The organism is Paenibacillus sp. SYP-B3998 (assembly GCF_010820665.1).
Classification (GTDB): Bacteria; Bacillota; Bacilli; order Paenibacillales; family NBRC-103111; genus Paenibacillus_E.
In genome coordinates, this window is the sequence record NZ_JAAIKC010000001.1 from 202,641 (window position 1) to 225,090 (window position 22,450).

General features: G+C 45.3%; 18 protein-coding genes. 14 read left to right on the forward strand and 4 right to left on the reverse strand.

Annotation, left to right across the window (positions count from 1 at the left end; all coding sequences use genetic code 11):
• Positions 1–98 precede the first annotated feature (98 nt).
• Positions 99–2,273, forward strand: a complete 2,175-nt coding sequence (locus GK047_RS00915) for an AMP-binding protein (RefSeq protein ID WP_240343727.1) — start codon at positions 99–101, stop codon at positions 2,271–2,273.
• A 1-nt stretch (position 2,274) separates the two neighbouring features.
• Positions 2,275–3,444: a lysophospholipid transporter LplT gene (lplT, locus tag GK047_RS00920; protein WP_205516185.1), complete on the forward strand. Its 1,170-nt coding sequence runs from the start codon at positions 2,275–2,277 to the stop codon at positions 3,442–3,444.
• Here lplT and GK047_RS00925 read toward each other — a convergent pair.
• Positions 3,441–4,379, reverse strand: coding sequence for a diacylglycerol/lipid kinase family protein (locus GK047_RS00925; protein WP_205516187.1), 939 nt, complete (start codon positions 4,377–4,379; stop codon positions 3,441–3,443). The two genes, lplT and GK047_RS00925, sit on opposite strands and share 4 nt — an antisense overlap.
• A gap of 162 nt (positions 4,380–4,541) precedes the next feature.
• On the opposite strand from GK047_RS00925, the gene GK047_RS00930 reads away from it, so the two are divergent.
• From GK047_RS00930 to GK047_RS00975, 10 genes are all read left to right on the forward strand, one after another.
• Entirely contained in the window at positions 4,542–6,410 is a 1,869-nt protein-coding gene (locus GK047_RS00930; RefSeq protein ID WP_205516189.1) for a methyl-accepting chemotaxis protein, read from the forward strand.
• A gap of 1,109 nt (positions 6,411–7,519) precedes the next feature.
• The gene (locus GK047_RS00935; RefSeq protein WP_163940215.1) at positions 7,520–7,972 is read left to right on the forward strand and encodes an OsmC family protein; all 453 of its coding nucleotides are present in this window, start codon (positions 7,520–7,522) and stop codon (positions 7,970–7,972) included.
• Positions 7,973–8,126: 154 nt separating this feature from the next.
• The gene (locus tag GK047_RS00940) at positions 8,127–9,941 is read left to right on the forward strand and encodes a sensor histidine kinase (protein WP_163940217.1); all 1,815 of its coding nucleotides are present in this window, start codon (positions 8,127–8,129) and stop codon (positions 9,939–9,941) included.
• A complete protein-coding gene (locus tag GK047_RS00945; protein ID WP_163940219.1) occupies positions 9,938–11,536 on the forward strand; it encodes a response regulator transcription factor in 1,599 nt (532 codons plus the stop codon). The genes GK047_RS00940 and GK047_RS00945 overlap by 4 nt, the downstream gene beginning before the upstream one ends.
• 95 nt (positions 11,537–11,631) lie before the next feature.
• Complete coding sequence (locus GK047_RS00950) at positions 11,632–12,990, forward strand: extracellular solute-binding protein (protein WP_163940221.1); 1,359 nt, start codon at positions 11,632–11,634, stop codon at positions 12,988–12,990.
• A gap of 11 nt (positions 12,991–13,001) precedes the next feature.
• On the forward strand, positions 13,002–13,886 hold the full coding sequence (locus tag GK047_RS00955; RefSeq protein WP_163940223.1) for a carbohydrate ABC transporter permease: 885 nt from the start codon (positions 13,002–13,004) through the stop codon (positions 13,884–13,886).
• On the forward strand, positions 13,883–14,713 hold the full coding sequence (locus GK047_RS00960; protein ID WP_163940225.1) for a carbohydrate ABC transporter permease: 831 nt from the start codon (positions 13,883–13,885) through the stop codon (positions 14,711–14,713). The genes GK047_RS00955 and GK047_RS00960 overlap by 4 nt, the downstream gene beginning before the upstream one ends.
• A gap of 27 nt (positions 14,714–14,740) precedes the next feature.
• Positions 14,741–16,360, forward strand: coding sequence for a beta-N-acetylhexosaminidase (gene nagZ, locus GK047_RS00965; RefSeq protein WP_163940227.1), 1,620 nt, complete (start codon positions 14,741–14,743; stop codon positions 16,358–16,360).
• Positions 16,345–17,373 (forward strand): ROK family protein, encoded by a 1,029-nt coding sequence (locus GK047_RS00970; RefSeq protein ID WP_275901614.1) that lies wholly within the window; start codon positions 16,345–16,347, stop codon positions 17,371–17,373. The genes nagZ and GK047_RS00970 overlap by 16 nt, the downstream gene beginning before the upstream one ends.
• 153 nt (positions 17,374–17,526) lie before the next feature.
• Positions 17,527–18,789, forward strand: a complete 1,263-nt coding sequence (locus GK047_RS00975; RefSeq protein WP_163940231.1) for an MFS transporter — start codon at positions 17,527–17,529, stop codon at positions 18,787–18,789.
• A gap of 71 nt (positions 18,790–18,860) precedes the next feature.
• Here the strand turns inward: GK047_RS00975 and GK047_RS00980 are convergent, their stop codons facing one another.
• The 3 genes from GK047_RS00980 to GK047_RS00990 all read right to left on the reverse strand — a co-directional run bounded on the left by GK047_RS00980 (position 18,861) and on the right by GK047_RS00990 (position 20,338).
• The gene (locus GK047_RS00980; protein WP_163940233.1) at positions 18,861–19,616 is read right to left on the reverse strand and encodes a DeoR/GlpR family DNA-binding transcription regulator; all 756 of its coding nucleotides are present in this window, start codon (positions 19,614–19,616) and stop codon (positions 18,861–18,863) included.
• Between the two features lie 212 nt (positions 19,617–19,828).
• A complete protein-coding gene (locus GK047_RS30490; protein WP_163940235.1) occupies positions 19,829–19,999 on the reverse strand; it encodes a helix-turn-helix domain-containing protein in 171 nt (56 codons plus the stop codon).
• 24 nt (positions 20,000–20,023) lie between these two features.
• Positions 20,024–20,338 carry a MerR family transcriptional regulator gene (locus GK047_RS00990; protein ID WP_163940237.1) on the reverse strand — a complete coding sequence of 105 codons (315 nt, stop codon included), beginning with the start codon at positions 20,336–20,338 and terminating at the stop codon, positions 20,024–20,026.
• A gap of 196 nt (positions 20,339–20,534) precedes the next feature.
• Between GK047_RS00990 and GK047_RS00995 the strand changes: the two genes are divergently transcribed.
• Entirely contained in the window at positions 20,535–21,161 is a 627-nt protein-coding gene (locus GK047_RS00995; protein ID WP_163940239.1) for a DUF2238 domain-containing protein, read from the forward strand.
• A 107-nt stretch (positions 21,162–21,268) separates the two neighbouring features.
• Entirely contained in the window at positions 21,269–22,354 is a 1,086-nt protein-coding gene (locus tag GK047_RS01000) for a lactonase family protein (protein WP_163940241.1), read from the forward strand.
• Positions 22,355–22,450: the final 96 nt, after the last annotated feature.

The window sequence follows — 22,450 nt, forward strand, 5'->3', positions numbered from 1 at the left end:
ACTATCACCTTTGTCAGAAATGCATACAATGAAATTATGACCAGGTATTAAGAGAAGCCTATAATTTCATTTATGCTTATGATGCGGAGGGATTCACCATGATGAAACGCTTGTTTTATATGTTGCTTAAAATCGTACTCCCTATCTTGCGTCCTGTCGTTTTAGCGAGCTTCCGGGTAAAGGTTAGCGGCTTGCAGCAATTGAACTTTACAGAACGGACCGTGCTTATTCCGAACCATGTTTCTTTGCTGGATGCTGTGCTGTTAGCGCTCATTTTACCGAAGGAAGTAGCGTTCGTCGTCAATACAAAAATAGCCCAACGATTTGCTTGGCTGCTCCTGTTCAGGAACCATATCCCAGTCGATCCGCTCAATCCGTATTCGGTAAGGAAAATGCTCAAAACCGTGCAGCGCGGAACCCCGCTGGTTGTATTTCCCGAGGGGCGAGTGACAACGACGGGGGGCATGATGAAGGTTTATGGAGGAATCGGCTACATTGCGCTAAGATCGCAGGCTCAGATGGTTCCCGTTGCGATAAGAGGGTTGGAGCACGCCAAATTATCTTATCTCCGCGGCAAGCTTAAGCAACGTTGGTTTCCAGCCGCGACAATTTCTATCGGCGCACCGTTTCAAGTACCCGTGAGTGATGAAAGTTCGATGCGTGTGCAAAAAGAACGGGCTACCGAAGTTATCCGCAGCCATATGCAGAACCATTTGCTGCAAAGCCAGTTGAAGCCCGAGCTGAATTTATTTAACGAATTGCTGGCTGCCAAGCAACAGCATGGCGCTTCCTTCGTTATCTGTGAAGATATTGTCAGTGATACGTCCTTAACCTACCGAAAGCTGCTTCTAGCTGTGTATACGATGGCTTATCGATTAAAGCCGGAGCTTGTTCATCAGCAACGGGTTTCGGTGCTACTGCCCAATGCCGCGGCGCATGTTATTACATTGTTTTCTTTGTTTCGTTTAGGCGTGACACCAGCCCTTCTCAACTATTCGGCCGGCAAGCAAGCGATGCTGGATGCCTGTGAGACGGCTTCGGTTCAGATCATCTTGACGTCCAAGACTTTTATAGATAAAGCAGGTTTGCATGATTTTATTGAATCAGCGGCCAACAAACACACGATTATTTACCTCGAAGAGGTTAAACAAACGATTCGATTAAAGCACAAAGTCATGGCTCTAATTCAATACATGAGCAAGGTGCAAGGCCCAGTTGATAAGGATAGAAATGAAGTTATTTTATTCACTTCGGGGAGTGAAAGCAAGCCGAAGGGCGTCATCTTGACGCACAGGAATATTTATGCGAATATTCAGCAGGCACGGACTGTCATTGCGTTCAATTCTACAGATGTTGTGCTTGGGGCTATGCCAATGTTTCACTCATTCGGGCTGACGGCGGGTACGATGCTGCCCATTCTTTCTGGTATGAAAGTCGTCATGTATCCGAATCCGCTGCATTACAAAGTGATTCCAGAGCTTGTGTATGATCGGAGTATTACGATACTTTTTGGTACTTCGACGTTTCTGGCCGCTTACGCAAGAACGGCTCACCCTTATGATTTTGCCTACTCGCTGAAATATGTGGTGGCAGGGGCGGAGAAGTTGAAGGAGGAAGTACGCCAGACCTGGTCGGATAAATTCGGTATTCGTATTTTAGAGGGGTATGGTACGACAGAAACAGCGCCTGTTGTTTCGCTGAATACACCGATGCATACGAAGAAAGGCACCGTTGGACGACTATTGCCCGGAATGGAGTATCGATTAGAGACCGTAGAAGGCATTGAGCATGGAGGCAATTTATTGGTGAAAGGGCCGAACGTGATGAAAGGCTATCTGATTCATGGAAAAGGGTTCATGCCTTGTGCAGAATGGTACAGCTGCGGAGATGTAGTGCAGATTGATGAGATGGGCTACCTCACCATTCAGGCAAGACTTCAGTCCTTTGCTAAAATTGGCGGCGAAAAAATTTCACTGCCAATGGTAGAAGAGTTCGTTGCTGTTGCCCTTCCGCATGCAGTTTGCGCAGCGGTAAGCGTTCCAGATGCTCGCAAAGGCGAGCGGATCGTCATTTATCACAATGATTTATCGGCTCAACTCCAGCAAGTGAAAGAGTCGATCAAGCAGCAGGGACAGCCAGCTATTTACATGCCTTCAGAGCTGCGCTATGTAGAGAAGCTTCCGCTTCTAGGGAGCGGGAAAGTTGATTACGTAACGATCAAACGAATAGCGGTGCAGGAAAACCAAGATCATCCGGCCAAAGGAGCTAATTAATATGAAAATGAAGCCGATTCAAACGCTCTATGTGACGCAATTTCTTTCTGCTTTTGCCGATAATATGATTCTTTTCATTACACTGGCTATCATTAAGCAAAATGCGTATCCAGATTACTATATTGGTGTTGTGCAAGCTTCTTTTCTGGTAGCTTTCGTGGTTCTGGCTCCGTTCGTTGGGGCGTTTGCCGACAAAAACGCGAAATCGCATGTGCTGCTGGTTGGGAATGCGATTAAGGCATTTGGTATCCTTGCTTTGTTTATGAATCTGGATCCTGCGATCAGCTATGGCATCGTTGGCATTGGAGCAGCTGTTTACTCGCCTGCCAAATATGGGATTCTGCCTTCCCTTACCCATTCCGAGTCAGAGTTGTTGCGAGCGAACGCGCGGATTGAAGGCTATACAATTATGGCTATTTTGCTTGGTTCCGTTTGCGGTGGTCTCTTGGCCAAATTTTCATTGACAGGTGCTATTGCAGCTTGCTTCGGGCTCTATTTCATTTCTTTGATCATGACGCTGCAAATTCCCAAAATTCAAGGGAATCCCAGTATCCGTTATAGGAAAGAAGCGAAGCTATTCACTTCAGACCTAGCCGTGCTGCTCAAAGATCGCGCAACGCGCTTTTCGCTAGTGGGCACAGGTTCTTTCTGGATGACCTCCTCCGTTGTCCGTCTTGCCATTATTGCTTGGGTGCCAGCACATTTGGGGATTCAGTCCGTTGACCAGATATCGATGCTCGTTGCGGTGACGGGAATAGGCATCATGACAGGAGCACTTATGACCCCGAAGCTTATTCCTGCGCGTAAATACTATAATTCGTACGTATTTGGCCTCTTAATGATTGTGAGCATTCTGCTGTTTCCATTAATTACTAACTTGTATATAACCATAGCGCTTCTACTTCTTGTAGGTTTCAGCGGCGGTGTGTTCATCGTTCCGATGAATACAGTGCTTCAACACAAGGGGCAGGGAATGGTTGGAGCCGGTAAAACAATCGCTGTCCAAAATTTAATTGAAAACGCGATGATGCTTGGCGGCGTAACCTTATATACACAAATTGCAAAAGTAGGCATTTCACCGGATTTCTCGATTACGGGCATTGCCGCGATACTCGCTGGCTTCGTTGGTTACCTCATGCTGCAACGTAGACAGCTGAAATTGGCGTCCTAGACAGAATGATTTCGGCCTACGCGACCGATAACGGTTATTGCAGAAGGTAGAATTTCGATGTGCAGCGGCGTAGAGTTAGCAAACTCTCCATCCGCTTGTATCATTAAAGGATGTTCGGTGTGGAGACTAAGCTTTTTTCCTCTAAAAAAAGAAACAGCGGAATGCTCGGTATGCTTTCCTTGATACACGGTAAATAGAATGGGCAGCAATCTGAACCTTCCTCTACTTTGGATGACAACGACATCAGCCAGTCCGTCATAGGGGGAAGCGGAAGGACAGATTTGCATCGAACCGCCATAAAAAGGGATGTTCGCTGTCGCCGCGAGCCACATATTGGGTAATTCATGAACGATACCGTCTACCTCTAACCAAGCTTTGCTAGGTTTATATGTTACAAATACACGAACAATCGTAATGAGATAGGCAAGCTTTCCGAGGCCGAGTTTATTCAAAAGCTTTTTGTAACTAGCTTCGTTCGTTAATTTGGCTACCAGACCATCAAACCCGGCTCCGATACTGTTTACGGCGATCATTCCATCGGGAGTGCGCAAGAGGTCAATTTGAGCAAAATTCCCTTCGGATAGTGCTAGATCCAGTGCTAGGTTGGCGTCAGTTGGGATGCCATAAGCTTTGGCAAAATCGTTGCCAGTTCCAGCAGGGATGACTGCAAGTTTACATGCGCTACCGCTTATGGAGCATGCTCGCCATAATCCGCCCGCCACTTCATGGATGGTACCGTCTCCACCGATAACAATAACTCTTTCTACGCCATGCTCCCTAACGAATGACTCCGCTAATTGACTAGCCTCGCCGGATTTTTGTGTTATGACTGCCAGGTAGGGAATGGATGTCTCCAGCAGTCTCGTACTTACTTCTCTCCATATGTCAGAACCTCTGCCATCACCAGAAAAAGGATTTACAATAATCCCGATCATATAACTCTTCCTTTCTTTCTGCGATTTGTCTGTTTGCTGGAAGAAATTATCGTTCGTTCTGCCTATCCCCATGCGGTTTGTGTCGATAATTGTCTTTACAGGAATGACTGATTTTTGTAAAATAAACCATAGGTAAATTAATTGAATATGATGTTAGATATTGTGTCACCAATTATTAGAAGAGATGGTTTTCTTCCGGACTGGACAAGGCAGACGCAAGATCAAACTACTCGAGAAGGGGAACTGTCCAATTTGAAAGCCAAGATGAGATTGAATGTAAAGTCCGTTGAGCGGTTGAAGAACTTGAACTTAAAAGTGAATATGACCATGCTCCGGAATTTGAAGCTTCGGTTTAAATTGCTTCTTATGAATGCGATTGCGATTATATTTTTGTTAATTGTAGGTTTTACGGGCTATCATTACATGGATAAAATGGCTAGTAATTCTATTAGAATGTACGAGGAAAGTCTATTATCTGTCAAATGGATAAATCAATTGAAATCGAATTTCAATGAAAGCCAATCGACTTTACTCGAAATGATGTTGACTACCGATATTAAGTACAAAGGTAAATTAAAAACGCAGTTGACTGATGGCACGATGACCAACAATGAATTGGTTATGAAATTGGGCCGGATTCCAATGAACGATAATGAAACTGCAGCTTACAATAAATTCGCGAAATTGAACACGCAATATCGTGAGATTAGCGCGACGGCGGTAGAGCATGCCACGACTAACAACCAAGTGGCTTACACCGTATATAACACGCAGGTATCCCCACTAGGGAAGCAAACGGTGGAGGCATTAACTGAATTGGTTAATCTGAAGGAGTACGCAGCGGAACAATTCGCGAAGAGCAGCTCTAGCGACTCTGCAATTTCACACTGGGTTATTATCATCACTGTTATACTTGCCTTCATTATCTTAACGGCGAATGCGTTGGCGTTAAACATGATAATTACAACGCCGATTCGTAATTTACAAGAGAACATGGAGAAAGCCGCCAACGGAGACTTATCCGTGCAAGGAGATTATCCTTATGAAGATGAGGTTGGCAGATTAACGAGCTCCTTCAACGTTATGACGGGAAGTCTGCGCAACTTGGTTGCTCAGATTGCCGATAACGCGTTAACTCTTTCAGCAAGCTCGGAAGAATTGCTCGCAAGTTCAGAGCAAAGCTCGACCGCGGCTAAGCAAGTTGCTTCTTCCAGCCAACAATTGGCGGCAGATTTTGAAAAACAATTTGCTGGCGTTAGCCAGGCCAATGAGGCTGTGGCGCAAATGCTTTCTAGTACGAAGCGGATTGATGCTTCTTCTCAAGAGGTTGCTGTTTTAGCTGAACAAGCGACAACAGCTGCTCAGAACGGAAAGCAGTCTGTGATATCTATTGCAGGCCAGATGAACGAAATCTCAGAAGCCGTTAAAGAAGTGAATGGCGTCATCGAAGCGCTAGGTAAAAATGCACATGAAATTGGCAAAATCATTAATGTTATTAACGAAATTGCAACACAGACGAATCTCTTGTCTCTCAATGCGGCTATCGAAGCCGCAAGAGCGGGAGAGTCAGGTCGAGGCTTCGCTGTTGTTGCCGATGAAGTACGGAAGCTGGCGGAACAATCGTCTTCTTCAGGACGTAACATCACGACGCTAATCGCAACCATTCAAAGACAAATTAATCATGCCGTCGTCTCGATGCAAGTGGGGGCCACGAAAGTTGAAGAAGGCTTGATTATCTCTGAACACGCGCAAGAGTCATTTATACATATCGAAACCTCTGTAGATAAAGTAAACGCCAAAGTAGATGATGTGAATCAAGCCATCCATCACCTGGTTGAAGCCAATGTGCGCATCGAAGAAGTTATGCATATCGTGAGTTCCGTTTCCGAGACAGGCATCGGTGTGAGCCAAGAAACCTCCGCCGCCAGCCAAGAGCAAATGGCAACAACTGAAGAAATTGAAAATTCCGCGAAGTCCTTAGCCGGATTAGCGGAAGAGCTGCAGCTCTCTCTGCATAAGTTCACTGTATAAGGAGAACCGCGGGAGCGATCCCTGCGGTTTTTTTGAATATTGGGCGCTTCTTTTCTTCGATAGTCGCAGGGGATTTCCTTTTTAGAGGGATTTAAATTTTTGATAAAATGTTGTTTTGGATTCGCCCCCTCTAAAGCCAATCTTTTTCGATAAACATCATCACTGGGATGCATGTATAGAAAAAGGGCCGTCAGGATGATCTTCACTGACAGGTTAGCAAAAAGGAGTAGAAGGCAGCCCCAAGTAGAACAAAAAGGGGATGGGTATGGGGTGGAGAAGCGTAAGCGGCCGCCTTTAAAGTCGTGTTCACACCACCTTGTAAATTCAAGGAACACGACTTTAACAGCGGTTGGAACCCCATACCCAATCCACTCCCATGCATAAGCATATGGGTTTAGACAAGGACCTCGAACAATAAGTGGAAATTTGTTGACATACATGCTGTGAAGTGTGTATAATATAAAGATTGATTGAAATGAAACATATAAACACTTTAAACCAAACCTCATTTACCCCACGCGAACGATTAGCGAGATGAAAGTTTTAACCCCCTTTCCTTGTTTGTTCTTCTCCCAATGCGCAGAAAACTTAGCTCATTTATGGTAAACCCGAGGCGGCGTTTTAGTGTTTCGGCAACAGGTGTTTGTAAAGCAATTCGCACTGGCGCGGTCATTGGAGCCGCAAGGATGGAAGAGAGGTAGGGCTTTCATTGTTTTGATTCCAACACAGTATATACGCAAATCATAGATATCAATGTTTAGAAGGCTGTTATATCCGAGAGGATAGAACAGCCTTTTGTATTGCCGCTTATTCAAATAAGGATGGGCACATAGTTGGTAATCTTATAGAATATTGTCTATAGTGTGGTGAATATAGGAAGAGTGAATTCAAAAAGATCATTTCCTGCGGGTTCAAGCTGCAAATGGGAACGGTCTTTTTGCATGTAAGCAACCCTGCATTTTATAAAATGGACATCTCCATATCCATAAACAAAATCCACAAACTGGAATAAAAAAGCCTATTGAATTACAATGAATAAAAGAGATTTGTGCGAGAACGCACATGAATAGCTGACCCGCAGTGGAAACGAGAAGAAAGAGGTGTCGGGGATGAACGAACATGAATTTGGACTTAAAGCCACATGGTCCGGAGGCCTGTATGGGATGGGGATGATCCAAACAGGTAGTTTGGCATCCTCCATATCCATTCCTGCTCCCTTAGGCGGGCCAGGAGTAGGGACGAATCCAGAAGAAATGCTGCTGGGTGCTGCCTCTACTTGTTATTTAATTACGTTAGGCGCCCTGCTGGAAAGGCAAGGTATTGATCAATTGCAGCTTACCTCACAATTATTTGTGAGCATGAAGCCCGTTATGAAAGTGAGCAAGCTTATTCACCGACCAATTATTTTAGTGGCTTCCCAAACATCAGAAGATGAATGGGATAAAATAAAAAAATCTGCGATTCGAGCAGAGCAGACATGCATGATCAGTAAAGCGCTGCGAGGCAATGTAGAAATCGTAGTAGAGCCTGTAATTAAAAGGCTAGATCGTATCGAACGATGAGTATTTGTGTCCTTGTATGTGATGTTCACCCTTCATAATTGAAACCTATCCCTAGGAGCTCAAATTAAGGGTCATTTATAATAGAAGGTAGTGAGAAGACACCTAGACATAAGAAGGGTGCCTGATCCTGTTTGGAGGGAGCCTGTACCTGCCGATGAATTTAAACAAAAAAGTATTTATTGGGTTTCTTACCTTCATCATTATTCCATTATTCGTCTTAGGGTCAGTGGTTTATACCGTCTCGCAGCAGTTGATTGAAAAGAAGTATGGTGATTTGACTGAGGTTACCCTGCAAGCGATTTCTCGTAATATTTACTACATGTTCAAAGAGGCAAATTATTTTTCTGATTTTTGGATGGTCAAGGAAGGCATTCAGGGCATTTATCGCTCGATCGATGAGGTAAAGCCTAACGAAGATACACTTTCTTCCTATGATTTAAATACGTTTGATACGTTATTGCGAAGCTCCATTTTGACTTACTCTCCCGTGCAATCTGTTGTTATTTATAATAATCATGGGAAATCCTTCAATGCTGGTCGGACTAGCGCTAGTTCCTTACCTTGGACATCGCTGCTGGATAGCTCGGCGTTTAAGCAGATTCAGCTGTTAAATGGCAGCCCGCTTTGGATTGGACCAGCTGAATACAAGGAATTTCCAATCGGGCATCGGGAATTTTATCAAGCGCGTATGGTCAAAGATTTTTGGACGATGGATAACCGCGGCTACATGCTGCTTCGTTTTCGTTTCAATGAGTTGGATCAAATTTTCCGTTCTTTCAATACGAGCGAGGAGAGCTCCAAACGATATTTGCTGGTTAACAACAGCGGGTTAATTTTTTATGACAACAAGATGAGCTTGGAGGGGGCTAACGTTCTTCAGCTACTGCCTGGCAAATTAGATCTTTTGAAGCCAAATGGCAGCTTTCAAGCCGATTTTCAGAATGAACGTAGCCTTGTCTCACTCTACCATCTGGATTTGAATCAAATGGGTGTCCAAGATTGGAGCGTTGTGTCTATTACTTCATGGAAGTATGTGGCTGGTGAAATTGAGACCATTATGAAATGGGTTGCTGGCATTACGTTTATCTGCTTATTTTTTGCCCTCGTTTACAATTTGGTTTTCGTGAGAAGAATCATTCAACTCATTCTGCGTATTGTGTCTTCCATGAAAAAGGTGGAACGCGGGGACCTGACCACTCGACTGGACGTCAGCGGTAGCGATGAGACTACGGCGCTAGTCAGAGGTTTCAATAGTTTAGTTGCTCGTGTAGAGGATCTGCTTGAAGAGGTCAAGCGGCAGCAGGATCGTAAAAATAAGGCCGAGCTCATGCTGCTACAGGCCCAGATCAAACCTCATTTTTTATTCAATACGCTCGAATCAATCAATGTGTTAGCGATTCAAAACCAAGGGAAAAAGGTTAGTCAAATGGTCTACCGCCTTGGCAATTTGTTACGTATTGGCATGGAGAACAGAGAGGAGATCACACTTAAGCAAGAGTTGGAGCATCTGAAAAGTTATTTGGAAATTCAGGAATATCGCTTCGAGGACCAGTTTCACTACGAAATCGTCGCACCACCCGAGCTGCTTGATTTCTACATCCTTAAACTGACCCTCCAGCCGCTAGTGGAAAATAGCTTGCAGCACGGTTTTGAACCGATCGACTACATGGGCTTTATTTCAATAAAGGTTGTGGATGAGGGGGAGCGCATAGGTATTTACGTAACGGATAATGGTGCAGGCATTACGGAAGAGAAGTTGGCTAAATTCCGTTATAAGATGGAGCTAGAGACCCCTTTTCACGAAATTATGGATGTGAATGAAGAGCGTAGGGGACTCGGCGTAAGCAATGTGGCTGACCGAATCCGCATCCAATATGGCGGGCATTACGGAATGTTTATTTGCAGTTTGGAAGATCATGGCACAACGATGAAAATTATCATTCCCAAAAACAAGGGGGTAGGCCTATGAGATTGAAGGCAATCTTGGCTGATGATGAGCCTAACATTTTACGCAATTTACAGGTAGTTATTCCATGGGAAGAGCTTCAAATTGATATCGTGGGTACAGCGAAGAACGGTGTTGAAGCGTTGGAGTTATCTAGTTTACTTAACCCTGATCTCGTTATGAGCGATATCCGGATGCCTCAGATGGATGGGATTACATTTGTCGAAAAGCTTCGTCAGATTAATGAGAGCTGCGTAGTCTTGATAGTTACAGGTTATCAAGACTTTGAATATGCGCGTTCTTTGATGCGATTTGGCGTTAGCGACTACATATTGAAACCAATTAATTATGAAGAATTAGAAAATACCATTCGCAAGCTGGTTGAACAAATGCGGGCAAAGAAGCAGAGTAAGTACGAGGAAGAACAAAAATGGGGGAAGATGAAGAATTTGGCCTATGAGAAAATTTTGTGTGATGTGCTTTTGAATTACACAGAAATAACGCCAAGTACGCTTTTACCCATCGACGAAATCGACTTGGAAAATCTGACTTACTCATTTGCCATGATTGACGTGGATGATTACTCGCAAAAGTCTCTGCAATGGACGGAAGAAGAAAGGAAGCTGTGGAACTTCGCGGTGAGAAATGTCATGCAGGACTCCCTCACCGACGAGAAACTGAAGTTTAAGGTACTCCAGATGCGTGAGGGGGAGTGGTGCTTACTTATTCAATCCGAGGCTTCGACAGTGGGACATGCACCTCCTTGTATGGAGGACTTAGCAGTTAAGTTGCAAAACAACGTGCTTCGGACAGTCAAATTAGGGATTAGCGTTGGCTTGTACGCAGACGCTGTAGGTATTCGGCAGCTGGCAAATGTATATAAGAAGCTGCAGCGCTTCATGCAGCTCAGCCTTGGCAAGCAACAATCCGTGCTTCATTATAAGGACTCGAAAGAGCCGTCGGATGCCAACATCTCTCTATGGTATTTAGTTGAGGAGATTGTCACTGGTTTGAAACAGCCCAACCGGACGAAAGCTGAAGATGCGCTTGATCGTTTGAAGTCCTTGTTGGAGGGGCTGCCGGACAGCTCTTTTGCCCGAGCCTATCAAATGCTGCATTTTCTTATTCTTCATTTACTGCGCGAATTGCGTGAAATGAACAGTATCGATAGTAACGAGGAAGAAGAAGTATGGCGGAAGCTAGATAAGAGCGAGAGCATCCAACATTTGCTTCAAGTCATGGTGCAGCTTGTGGCTTTCGGCTTGGAAGGTACGAATAAAAAGAAAAACAGCGAACTTCTCATGACGGCGGCAAAAGAATATATCCGTACCCATTATTCTACGGATTTCGGGATTGAGGATATAGCCAGTGCGCTGGGGATCAGCAGCTCCTACTTTAGCTTATTATTTAAGCAGCATTTTGGAGAAACGTTCGTTGAGTACGTAACGAAGCATCGAATGGAGTTAGCCAAATCCATGCTGCTGCTCACAGACAAGAGCATTACAGATATCGGAAAATCAGTTGGATACACGGAACGTCGCTATTTTACAAAGGTATTTCAGAAGTTTACAGGGGAAATTCCATCGGAGTTTCGCGACAAACGACGGGAGGGTTATTAGAGGATTTTACCCCTCTATTAGGAGTTTATAGGCCTTTAGCCCGCAGTGCCTCCACTTTATAATTATTTTGCAAGCCCAAAGGAGCTCATAATTAAATGAGAAAAAGAACGTTGATATCCGCAGCAGGTATGCTTGCTTCTTCGTTCGTGTTGTCTGCTTGCGGTGGTCCCAATACGGTAAATGAAAGAAATCGGATCCTACCAGCAGCTACCGATAACTTGGGAAATGCTAAAGTTGAGCCGATTTCGTTAACCATCCGTCATACTCAAGTGAAGGATACGCAGAAGAAACGCTTTGCTATGCTGCAGGACGCTGTCAAAGCAACTGAAGCAAAGGTGCCGGGTCTATCGATTACCTTGGATGGTGTGGAAGATAAAGTCAATCGCTTTGAAAAGCTGCGGGCAGAGATGGCCGCAGGCAATCCACCAGAAATATTCGATTTGTTCGGGGGTACGGATACGCGGGACTACGTCAAGGCAGATCGACTTCTGGATTTAACGCCCATTTTGAATGAGCTTGGGCTCATCGATAAGTTTTATAGCTTCGATGAATTTACGGTAAATGGTAAGATTTACGGCATCCCGATGGCTGGTTATGTAGAAGGATTGTTTTATAACAAAAAGATTTTGGCTGCTCATAGCTTGAATCCGCCACAAACCTGGGATGAGTTACTGGCAGCAGCGGAGATTCTGAAATCCCGGAAAATAACGCCATTTGCAATGGCAGCCAAAGATTCGTGGGTTATTAATATGATGAGCAATACGATGTGGGTACGTACAGCAGGTGTTGAATCCATTGAAGGATTCCTTGATGGGAGTAGGCATTGGACGGACCCAAGCGTCGTGGAGGCTTTTTCCAAATACGATACCTTGGTGAAAAAGGGTTATTTTCAGGAAGGCAGCTTAGCGCTGGCCTATGCAGAGCAGCAAAACAAGTTTAGCAGTGGGGAAGCGGCATTCATGTTCGATGGCAGTTGGGCAAACACACCGCTGCTTGACATGGAGAAGTCGTCCATCGTGGAAGATTTGGGTTTTATCAATTTCCCAGCTATGGGGGGGCCTGGTGACGGGTTTATCAATGGTGGATGGTCAAATGCCTATGGTTTCAACAAGAAGTTGAATCCAGATCAACTGCTGGCAGTTAAAGAGTTTATCAGACAGATGTACAATGAACCTATGCAAAAAAGACAGCTCATGGAAGAAGGCATGCCACCCGCTATGAAATTGCAGGATGTGTCCAATGTAAATCCAGTGATTACGGAGATTCTGAACGTATTCTCGAATGCTAAAGGGACGTTTCCTGCGTATGATTCACGGATTCAAACGAAGGTGAGAGAAAAATTGGAGCGCGGTATGCAGGAGCTAATCGCCGGTAGAACAAACCCAGTTTCGTTGATGGCGGATATACAGAAGCAGCAGGAAGCTTCAAATAAAGAAGAAGCGCATACGAAATAGCAGGATGAAGAATGAATAAAACACTAAAAAACCCATATGCCTATGCGCTCTTTACGATTCCTACGATGCTGCTGTTCTTGATTTTTTTCTTATATCCGCTATTGACTTCTCTGAGGTATGGTTTCACTCAGTGGAACGGTATATCGAATCCCAAATTTAATGGTTTTGACAACTTTATTGCGGCGTTTCAGGATAAATATTTCTGGGTTGCGGTGAAGAACAATGTTTATTTTATTGGTTTTTCGCTGTTTGTGCAGATTCCGCTCATCCTTGTAGTGGCTCTGCTCATCAGCCGAGTAAGACGCTTTGTGTCATTTTATAGAACAAGTATTTTTCTTCCTACAATACTTTCAACTTCGGTTGTTGGTGTGTTATGGGCATTCGTCTATCATCCGCAAGCGGGCCTGCTTAACCAGCTTCTTGAAATTGTTGGTTTACCGACTTGGAAGCATGTATGGCTCGCGGATGAAGCAACAGCTATGTTGTCTGTACTAGTAACGAATGCCTGGCAGTGGAGCGGGTTCTATGTCGTCATCGTGTTATCAGCTATTTATGCAATTCCTAAGGAGATTATGGAAGCGGCGGAAATTGACGGCGCTAAGAGCTGGATACGAGCTTGGTTCATCACATTACCGCTCTTACGTCCGGTCATTCTATTGATGCTGCTGCTATCTGTAACGGGAGCGATGAAAGCACTGGATATTGTCTTCGTTATGACAGGCGGAAATCCATATGGAATTACTGAAGTGATGGCAACCTATATGTATAAAAAAGCATACCGATTAGGTGAGTACGGGTATGCAAATGCAATTGCTATTCTGATTTTTGTATTCACGCTCATTCTGACATCTTTGTTTCGACGGCTATCCAAGACATCCGAGGAGGTACAATATTGAAGGGGAAACCACTCGGCAGCGTCCTCCCACATATTGTGCTTATAAGCTATTTGTTCGTTATCCTTTACCCATTGCTTTGGGTGTTGAACTCCTCGTTCAAACAGAATAAGGAAATCATCACGTCGCCGTGGTCATTTCCGGAGCAATTGACGCTGACGAATTATATGAATGCATGGACAAGTTCAAATGTTGATATTTATTTCTTGAATAGTTTGTATATCTCGGTGTTTTCAGCCGTTGCGACCCTCATCCTGGGCACAGCAACGGCCTATGCGATTGCGAGAATGAAGTTTCCGAGACTTAGCAAGTTAGTGTCAGGTGCCTTGATGCTGGCTTTGCTCATTCCCGCCGGTTCTTTACTCGTTCCGTTATACATATTACTTAGAAAGATGCACATCTACAATACGCCCTTTGCGCTTGTGATGCCATATGTAACCTTCGGGTTACCCTTGACCGTATTCATCGTAGCCGCTTACTTAACATCCATTCCTCGTGAGTTGGAAGAAGCAGGGATTATGGATGGTTTATCGGCCTACGGTCTTTTGCGGCGTATCATTATGCCCATTACGATGCCAACGCTTGTCACTGTATTCATGCTTAATTTCTTAAGCAACTGGAATGAGTACATGATGGCTAATCTTTTTCTGGCCAAAGAAAAGCTTAGGACATTGCCAGTTGCTATGGTTGCTTTTTATGATCAGTTGAATATGAACTATGGCTCGTTGTGTGCAGCAATTATGTTTAGTGTCATTCCGGTTGTTCTGATTTATGTTTTTTTGCAAAACCGAATAATAGAAGGTTTAACTACAGGAAGCAACAAAGGATAGTGTCACTATATAGAGGAGAGTGTACTGATGTTACCTAACAATCAACCGTTAACCTTGCGTCAAAAAGTTGGGCAAATGTTTATATGTGGATTTGGAACCTTGGAACCAAACGCTGAAATTACAAATTTGATTGAGCAGTATGGCTTGGGTGGCGTCATTTATTTCCGCAGAAATGTAGAAGATGCCCACCAATTGGCCCATTTGTCAGCAGAACTGCAAGAAATGAGCCGCAAAAGCGGAGGTCAACCCTTATTTATTGCTGTAGACCAAGAGGGCGGCATGGTATCCCGCATTGAGAAGGGGGCAACGCTGCTTCCAGGCAATATGGCGCTAGGTGCCACTTTCGCACCGTCTGGCGTTTACGCTAGCGCGAAGGTGATGGGGAAAGAACTGCGCCAAATGGGCATTAATATGAACTTTGCTCCTTGCCTGGATATTAACAACAATCGCCTTAATCCGGTTATTGGCGTGCGCTCTTACGGGGAAACAGCTGAGCTTGTCAGCGATCTGGGAACGCATGCTGTGAAAGGGCTGCAGAATATGGGCGTCATTGCAACGGTGAAGCATTTCCCTGGGCATGGTGACACCTCTGAAGATTCCCATCACGATCTTCCTGTTATTCCGCACAGTATGGAACGTTTGTTGGAGCTGGAGCTTGCTCCTTTCGCGAAGGCGATTGAAGGCGGCGTGGACGCCATTATGACAGCGCATGTTGTTTTTGCAGCGCTGGAGGAAGCAAGTGTACCCTCTACGTTATCGTACCGCATCTTGACGGAATTACTTCGTCATAAACTCGGCTTTGAAGGCTTAATCGTAACCGATTGTCTAGAGATGAAAGCTATTTCTGAAGGCATTGGTGTGGCTGAAGGCGCAATTAAGGCAATTGAAGCGGGTTCAGACTTGATCCTCGTCAGCCATTTGCTGGATCGGCAAGTGTCCGCACTCGAAGCGGTTATCGCTGCTGTGGAGAGTGGGCGCATTCCTGAGTCCCGTATCGATGAGTCGGTTCTGCGAATTATGACATATAAATGCAAAAGAGATATTCAATTTGATAAATTGACTCCCATTCCGGAGGAAGCTATTTCGACGCCAGAGCATCAAGAATTAGCTCTTGAGCTTAGCCGTAAAAGTATTACACTGGTTAAAGATGAAGTAAACCAGCCATTGAATACGAACGAGCCGACGCTTGTCATCTGGGCCGAGGTGCAATCGAATACCGAAATTGATGAAATCGTTGAGAGAGAAGGAACGCTGGGGTGCATATTATCCGAGATTTCGGATATCCCTGTTGAAGAAGTGTACGTTGGGCTGTTTCCAACCGAGGCTAATATTGAAAGCATACTAAAAGCAAGTGAGGGCAAAAAACAAGTTATTATGGTAACTTACAATGCCACGTTCTCTGAAGGGCAGACGAAGCTCGTGAAAACATTAGCAAGCCAGCCAGACCTGCATTTCATCGTGGCTGCCGGTCGCAATCCTTATGACTTGCTTGAGTTCCCAGAAGTTAAAACCTATTATGCTTGTTATGAAAATCGTCCGCTTGCAATGGGCTCTCTTGCGAATATTCTTCTTGGAAAAGAAAAAGCTGTTGGGCGTCTTCCTGTGACGATATCCGAGCAATATCCAATTGGATGGAGGCAGGTATAAAAGTGACAATCATAGCGGAGAAAACAAAGCTGCAGGCGTATTATGTAGGTGTAGATTTGGGTGGGACTAAAATGCTTGCTGCGCTCGTTAGCAGCGATGGGCAAATTATCACCAAAGAGGAAGTTCCGACCCTTGCGCAGCAGGGGCATGAAGCAGTGCTCGATCGGCTGGGCAACCTGATCGAAGGGCTGCTGGTGGCTGCGACGAGCGGCAGCCGGGATGCGCTCCGCGGTATTGGCGTCGCCATCGCGGGCACGCTCGATACGGCTAATGGTGTCGTCGCGTTAGCTAGCAATCTTGGCTGGCGCGACGTCCCCGTCGCCGCGGTATTAGCGGACCGTTTTGCTTGCGCGGTCCTGGTGGAGAATGACGCCACCGCAGCCGCGGTGGGCGAATGGCTTGCCGGCGCGGGGCAGGGTACGTCGGATTGCTTGTACGTGACGATCTCCACGGGGATCGGCGGTGGCATTATTTCCGGCGGTCGCGTAATCGCCGGTGTGAACCACAACGCAGGGGAGTTCGGTCACATTTCCATCGATGGAAATGGGCCGCTCTGTCCCTGCGGGAATGTCGGGTGCCTGGAGCTATACGCGTCAGGCACTGCCATAGGTCGTCGCGGCGCTGAGCACGTGCGCCGCGTGGCCGAAGGCGCCGGCGATAGCTCCGGCGCGCTCGTACGGCTCGCGGGAGGCGACCCGAACCGCGTTGATGCGCGGCTTGTCGCAGTCGCAGCCGCTGAAGGAGATGCCGATGCAAGCGGCATCCTGCGTGAGGCCGGACGAGCCCTTGGTGTTGGGTTCGTCAGCATTCTCCACCTGCTGAATCCGCAGGTGGTCGTTTTGGGCGGAGGCGCTTCGCATATCGGCGAGCCGCTCTTTGGACCGATGCGGGAAATTATTGAGGCACGCTGCTTACCCGCGATTCGCGGCCCGGTCCGTTTCGTCCCTTCCGTTCTGGGATCCTCTGCTGGTGCAGTCGGAGCGGCATTAATGATGTCAAGACCTACGAATTAATTGATCATATGACTGGTCATATGACGGATGTCACTAGACGATAGAACACTCTTTTAGGTAAGGTAGATAGGCAGTAATCACTTTTTTTCCTGAAATTGTAAGGGAAAAGAGGGAGGTTGGCTATCTACTTTTGCAAAGGGGTGTTTTCTTTTTATGTCTTCATCAACGACTATGGAAGCTCCAACGATGCGTTCATTTTTCGCGAATCGCTTCGTGCGAGCCATTTTACTATCTGGTTTATTTCTTCAAATCGGAATCTGGGTGCGTAATTTTGCTGTACTCCTCTATGTAACCGATATGACAAACAATGATCCAGTTTCGGTTTCTTTAATTTCCGTTGCAGAATTTGCGCCGATTTTTATTTTCTCATTTATCGGCGGGGCATTTGCGGATCGTTGGAGGCCCAAATTAACGATGGTCTGGTGCGATATTCTTAGCGCCGTATCGGTGTTTGCCGTTATGCTTACGCTTTATTATGGATCTTGGAAAATGATTTTCTTTGCAACGTTGGTATCGTCGATTCTGTCGCAATTCTCTCAACCTTCTGGAATGAAATTATTTAAAGTTCATGTGCCAGAATCTCAAATTCAGTTGGGGATGTCGATGTACCAATCGATGATGGCTATCTTTATGATTTTGGGTCCGATCATGGGTACATTCGTATATTTTCACTATGGCATCCAAATTGCCGTAGCTATTATGGGCGTTTGCTTTCTTTTATCCGCAGTTGTGCTCATGTACCTACCTTCCGATCGTAAAGCAGAGCGGGCTGAAAATGAGCCGCGTACACATGTGTTTACTGACATTGGTCAAGGGTTTCGCTATGTATTGAAAAATAAAATGCTTGTTACATTAGGCGGTTGTTTTGCTGTAGCTGGGCTGGCCTTGGGTTTAATTAGTCCTCTAGGGATTTATATCGTCACCGAGAATTTGGGCTTGCCCAAGGAAAACTTGCAGTGGTTAATGGCAGCAAATGGAGTGGCGATGATCGTCGGCGGTGGATTAGCGATGGGCTATGCCAAGAAAATGTCTCCGCAAGCCATGCTAACGTTAGGGATGGCGGTGAGCATAGTCACGATTGCGGTGATTGGCACGACGCATCTGGTATGGCTAGCACTTGTTACGCAATTCATTTCTGGACTCGTGATGCCAGCCATCCAAATTGGGATCAACACGATGATTCTTGGTAATACGGAAGAATCTTACGTAGGCAGAGTGAATGGGATTTTGAATCCGTTGTTTATGGGAGCCATGGTGATCACGATGAGTTTGGCAGGGAAAATCAAAGCTTATTTCCCGCTTGAAGCGATTTATCTTACGTCATCAGCCTTATTCATAATCGGTGTCCTCATTATGCTACCTTCACTTAAGTATCGGTCACAAAGTGAAAAAGAAAGCCAAACAAACCCCTCGTGATGAATACTGAAACTAAAAAACTCGATCCCTCTGGCTAGGCAGCCGGGATCGAGTTTTTATTTATAATGGGATTACAGAAAAGTAGTCCCCGCTTCTTTGAACGCGTGGATCATTTCAGGTGTGATGGATGAGTCGCTGATGATGCCGACCGTGTCTTGGACGTCGCCAATTACAAAGAGCGAGCTGAGGCTGAATTTGGAATGATCGGCAACAAGGTACGTTTCCATGGATCGTTTCATCATGCAGCGGTTCGTTTCGGCCTCGAGTTCGTTATAGATCATCATGCCGCGGGACAAAGAAACGCCATCCACGCCCATGAAGGTTTTGCGAATACTTAGATTTTCTAAGGTTGCGTTCGCAAGAGGGCCGGAGAGTTCGAAGGTTTGGGTACGAATAACACCGCCTGTCACAATAAGCTGAAGCCCAGGAGTACCAATCAACTCGTAGGCGATGTTAACCGCATTCGTAATGACTGTAAGATTCTTGAACTGATTCAGTTTTTTGGCGATAAAAGTAGTGGTAGTTCCACCTGTTAAACCGATGATGTCGCCATCTTCGATGTAACGAAGCGCTTTTTCAGCGATTTCTTTCTTTTCATCGGTATAAAGATCCATTTTGTTAAAAAAGGGGACTTCGACCTTTAAGCTTTCCAGCACGGCACCGCCGAATGTGCGGATACAGCGTTTTTCTTGTTCGAGAATTTCCAAATCTCTTCTTGCTGTCGCCTCAGACACTGTAAATTGCTGTACAATGTCCGTTAAAGCGATAGATCCTTTATCTTTAATCACCTGCATAATCGCATCTCGGCGAACGTCTGTCTTTCCCATGGATCCTCCTAAAAACTTTCCGTGAGGAAAGTCAGTATCTGTAGTCTATATTTTTAGACTTTCCAGCTGGAAAGCTATTTCCAAAGCTTGGGTAGCGCTACTCTTTATCTTATCATGTCCATTGATAGAACGTCTATCTATCGAGTAAGGAAGAGCAATGTCTGTGCAATTTCAAGCACTGGAAGAGTAATGCAACTAAAGAACCTCAGACCCTATGGAAATAAGGTCTGAGGTTCTTTTGCACGTAGTCTTACGGTAAGTTCTTCCTTTGAGGGAAAGTGCTGATACAGCGTCATTTTTGCTATGCCAGCTTCTGCGGCAATGTCATCCATGCTAGCTAATGAGTGACCTCTGGAATTCATCAACTCATGGGCTGCAGTCAAAATGGTTTCTTCTACTAAAGTTGATTACTTTTTTTCGGACATTTTCTGAAAAATATCATTGATATTTTTCATGCGATCTTCCACTTTTTTTGCTGCCGCATCGAGTGTATATCCGTCTTCAACGAGCTCCTGGACGAGCACGATTTTTTTGATGTTCAAATAGTCATAACGGCGTGTGGAGCCATCGGCTTCCTGTACGGAACACACGATGCCCTTGTCTTCCCAATAGCGAATTTTGCGCGTAGGGACGCCAGTTATTTCCGAGACTTCACCGATGCCCACAACGAGCTTGCTCAGCAGGTCAAAATCGTAATAGGTTTGATTTTCATCTTGCGTCATCAGATACTGCCTCCTTGGTCAGGTGCTTAAAATGTTTCTTTTCTTGGCTATATTATAATCCATATTGTTTCTTTCTTACAATGAATTGAACATATTAACAATATAACAAAGTATCAGTACTACAAAAAGTTAGTACTTTTAGAAATAGTTGTGTCGAGGTAACCTAATCTTGAGAGATAAACAAGGGGGCACAACGATGATATACAGAATCCCGTTTAAACAAAATTGGCAGTTGCATCTTATCATGGCTATTTTTATAGGCGTATGGATTTGGATGGCCGTGGCGCCCTATAATAGGTTCGACTGGTTTTTGGAAAATTTATTGATCTGGGCTACGCTTCTGCTTCTTGCTGGCACCTATAATCAATTTGTTTTTTGTAACTTTTCCTACGCATTGATTGCTTTGTTTTTGCTGTTGCATACCTTGGGAGCACACTATTCTTATAATGAAAATGTGATTGATATTTGGTTAAAGCTCATTTTTCATTCAGAGCGAGATCATTACGATCGATTGGTTCATTTCAGCTTTGGCTTGCTTCTTGCTTACCCGATTAGGGAAGTTATGCGCGCATGGACCAGTCTAGGGAGTAAATGGCTCTACGCAATCACTTGTATCTTTGTGCTTGCTATGGGGGCTTTTTATGAGCTGATTGAAATGTGGGTGGCTTTGATGGTCGCTCCCGAAATCGGAACGATGTTTCTAGGGACGCAAGGAGACCCTTGGGATTCTCAACACGATATGGAGCTAGCCCTGTATGGATCGATCATCGCGATGCTCTTAACAGCAGTAAATCGAACTGTCTTAGCGAAAGCAAGGAAGTGAAAATGCAGAAGTTTAAATAAAATTTGGAATATAAATGAAAAAGTTGATAAAATAGAGGAATGTGAGTAAATAAGCATGGAAGTGCTGAATGGAGGTTGATCGTCAAAATGGCTAATGAACTGGAAAACGTGTTGTATATGTATGTTGGTTCCTACACAGATGAGCAAAATCACGAGGGGATTAGGTTATATGCTTTCGATCGTCAAAATGGGGGAATTCAGCTAGTCGATTCTTATGCTGATCTTCCAGATGCCTCTTTTCTAACGATTAATCAGGCTCAGACTAAGCTCTATGCGGTAAGTGAAACGGCATCGTATGAAGGATTGTATGGGGGTTCAACTGCTGCCTACGAAATCGAGCCGGGCTCAGGTAAGCTAACGAAGTTGAACCAACAGCCAACCCATGGCGCAGCCCCTTGTTATGTCAGTATGGATGCAAATAATCGCAGCGTATATGTGGCTAATTACACAGGCGGGAACGTTACGGTTTATCCGGTTGAAGCAGACGGAAAGCTAGGCGAGAACTCGCAATTGCTGAAGCATGAGGGAGGTCTTGGACCTGTTGCGGATCGTCAAGAAGCCCCGCATGCGCATTCGATTGTACCGGCACCGAATAATCGATATGCCATCTCAGCTGATCTAGGACTCGATCAGCTCATTATTTACACGATTGATGCGGAGACTGGCGCTCTTGAACCGCACGGAACCGCGGCGCTCAATCCGGGCTCAGGCCCGCGTCACTTCGCTTATAGCACGGACAATCGGTACGTGTATGTAGCAGGCGAGCTGGATAGCACCGTGACGGCAATGCATGTTGATACAGATGCGGGAACGTTGACTGCGTTCCAAACGCTCACGACGCTGCCGGAAGGCTACAGCGGAGAGAACTCTTGTGCGGACATTCATCTCTCTGGAGATGGCCGCTATCTGTATGTTTCAAATCGCGGGCACGATAGCATCGCGGTTTTTGCCGTTGATGAACAGCATGGGACGCTATCATTGGTTCAGCTGCAGGCTACGCTTGGACGGACGCCGCGTAATTTTGCGCTGACGCCGCAAGGAGATTATCTGCTAGCGGCCAATCAGGAATCGCACAGCATTACGGTATTCCGCATCGATGCGGAGTCCGGGAAGCTGGAAGCGACCGAACAAACGGCTGCGGTATCGCGGCCGGTATGTATTCAATTTCTTTAGGCGTAAGTATATAAATGCCAAAAAGGCCGCTGCACCCAAGATGAAAATGCTTGGGGTAACGGCTTTTTTGCTGTGAGTAAAGACTTGCAAATATTC

Bases quoted from the DNA above. Each gene is read 5' to 3' on its own strand.
- GK047_RS00915 (WP_240343727.1), top strand. From the start codon at position 99: ATGATGAAACGCTTGTTTTATATGTTGCTTAAAATCGTACTCCCTATC.
- lplT (WP_205516185.1), top strand. From the start codon at position 2,275: ATGAAAATGAAGCCGATTCAAACGCTCTATGTGACGCAATTTCTTTCT.
- GK047_RS00925 (WP_205516187.1), bottom strand. From the start codon at position 4,379: ATGATCGGGATTATTGTAAATCCTTTTTCTGGTGATGGCAGAGGTTCT.
- GK047_RS00935 (WP_163940215.1), top strand. From the start codon at position 7,520: ATGAACGAACATGAATTTGGACTTAAAGCCACATGGTCCGGAGGCCTG.
- GK047_RS00940 (WP_163940217.1), top strand. From the start codon at position 8,127: ATGAATTTAAACAAAAAAGTATTTATTGGGTTTCTTACCTTCATCATT.
- GK047_RS00945 (WP_163940219.1), top strand. From the start codon at position 9,938: ATGAGATTGAAGGCAATCTTGGCTGATGATGAGCCTAACATTTTACGC.
- GK047_RS00950 (WP_163940221.1), top strand. From the start codon at position 11,632: ATGAGAAAAAGAACGTTGATATCCGCAGCAGGTATGCTTGCTTCTTCG.
- GK047_RS00955 (WP_163940223.1), top strand. From the start codon at position 13,002: ATGAATAAAACACTAAAAAACCCATATGCCTATGCGCTCTTTACGATT.
- nagZ (WP_163940227.1), top strand. From the start codon at position 14,741: ATGTTACCTAACAATCAACCGTTAACCTTGCGTCAAAAAGTTGGGCAA.
- GK047_RS00970 (WP_275901614.1), top strand. From the start codon at position 16,345: ATGGAGGCAGGTATAAAAGTGACAATCATAGCGGAGAAAACAAAGCTG.
- GK047_RS00975 (WP_163940231.1), top strand. From the start codon at position 17,527: ATGTCTTCATCAACGACTATGGAAGCTCCAACGATGCGTTCATTTTTC.
- GK047_RS00980 (WP_163940233.1), bottom strand. From the start codon at position 19,616: ATGGGAAAGACAGACGTTCGCCGAGATGCGATTATGCAGGTGATTAAA.
- GK047_RS00990 (WP_163940237.1), bottom strand. From the start codon at position 20,338: ATGACGCAAGATGAAAATCAAACCTATTACGATTTTGACCTGCTGAGC.
- GK047_RS00995 (WP_163940239.1), top strand. From the start codon at position 20,535: ATGATATACAGAATCCCGTTTAAACAAAATTGGCAGTTGCATCTTATC.
- GK047_RS01000 (WP_163940241.1), top strand. From the start codon at position 21,269: ATGGCTAATGAACTGGAAAACGTGTTGTATATGTATGTTGGTTCCTAC.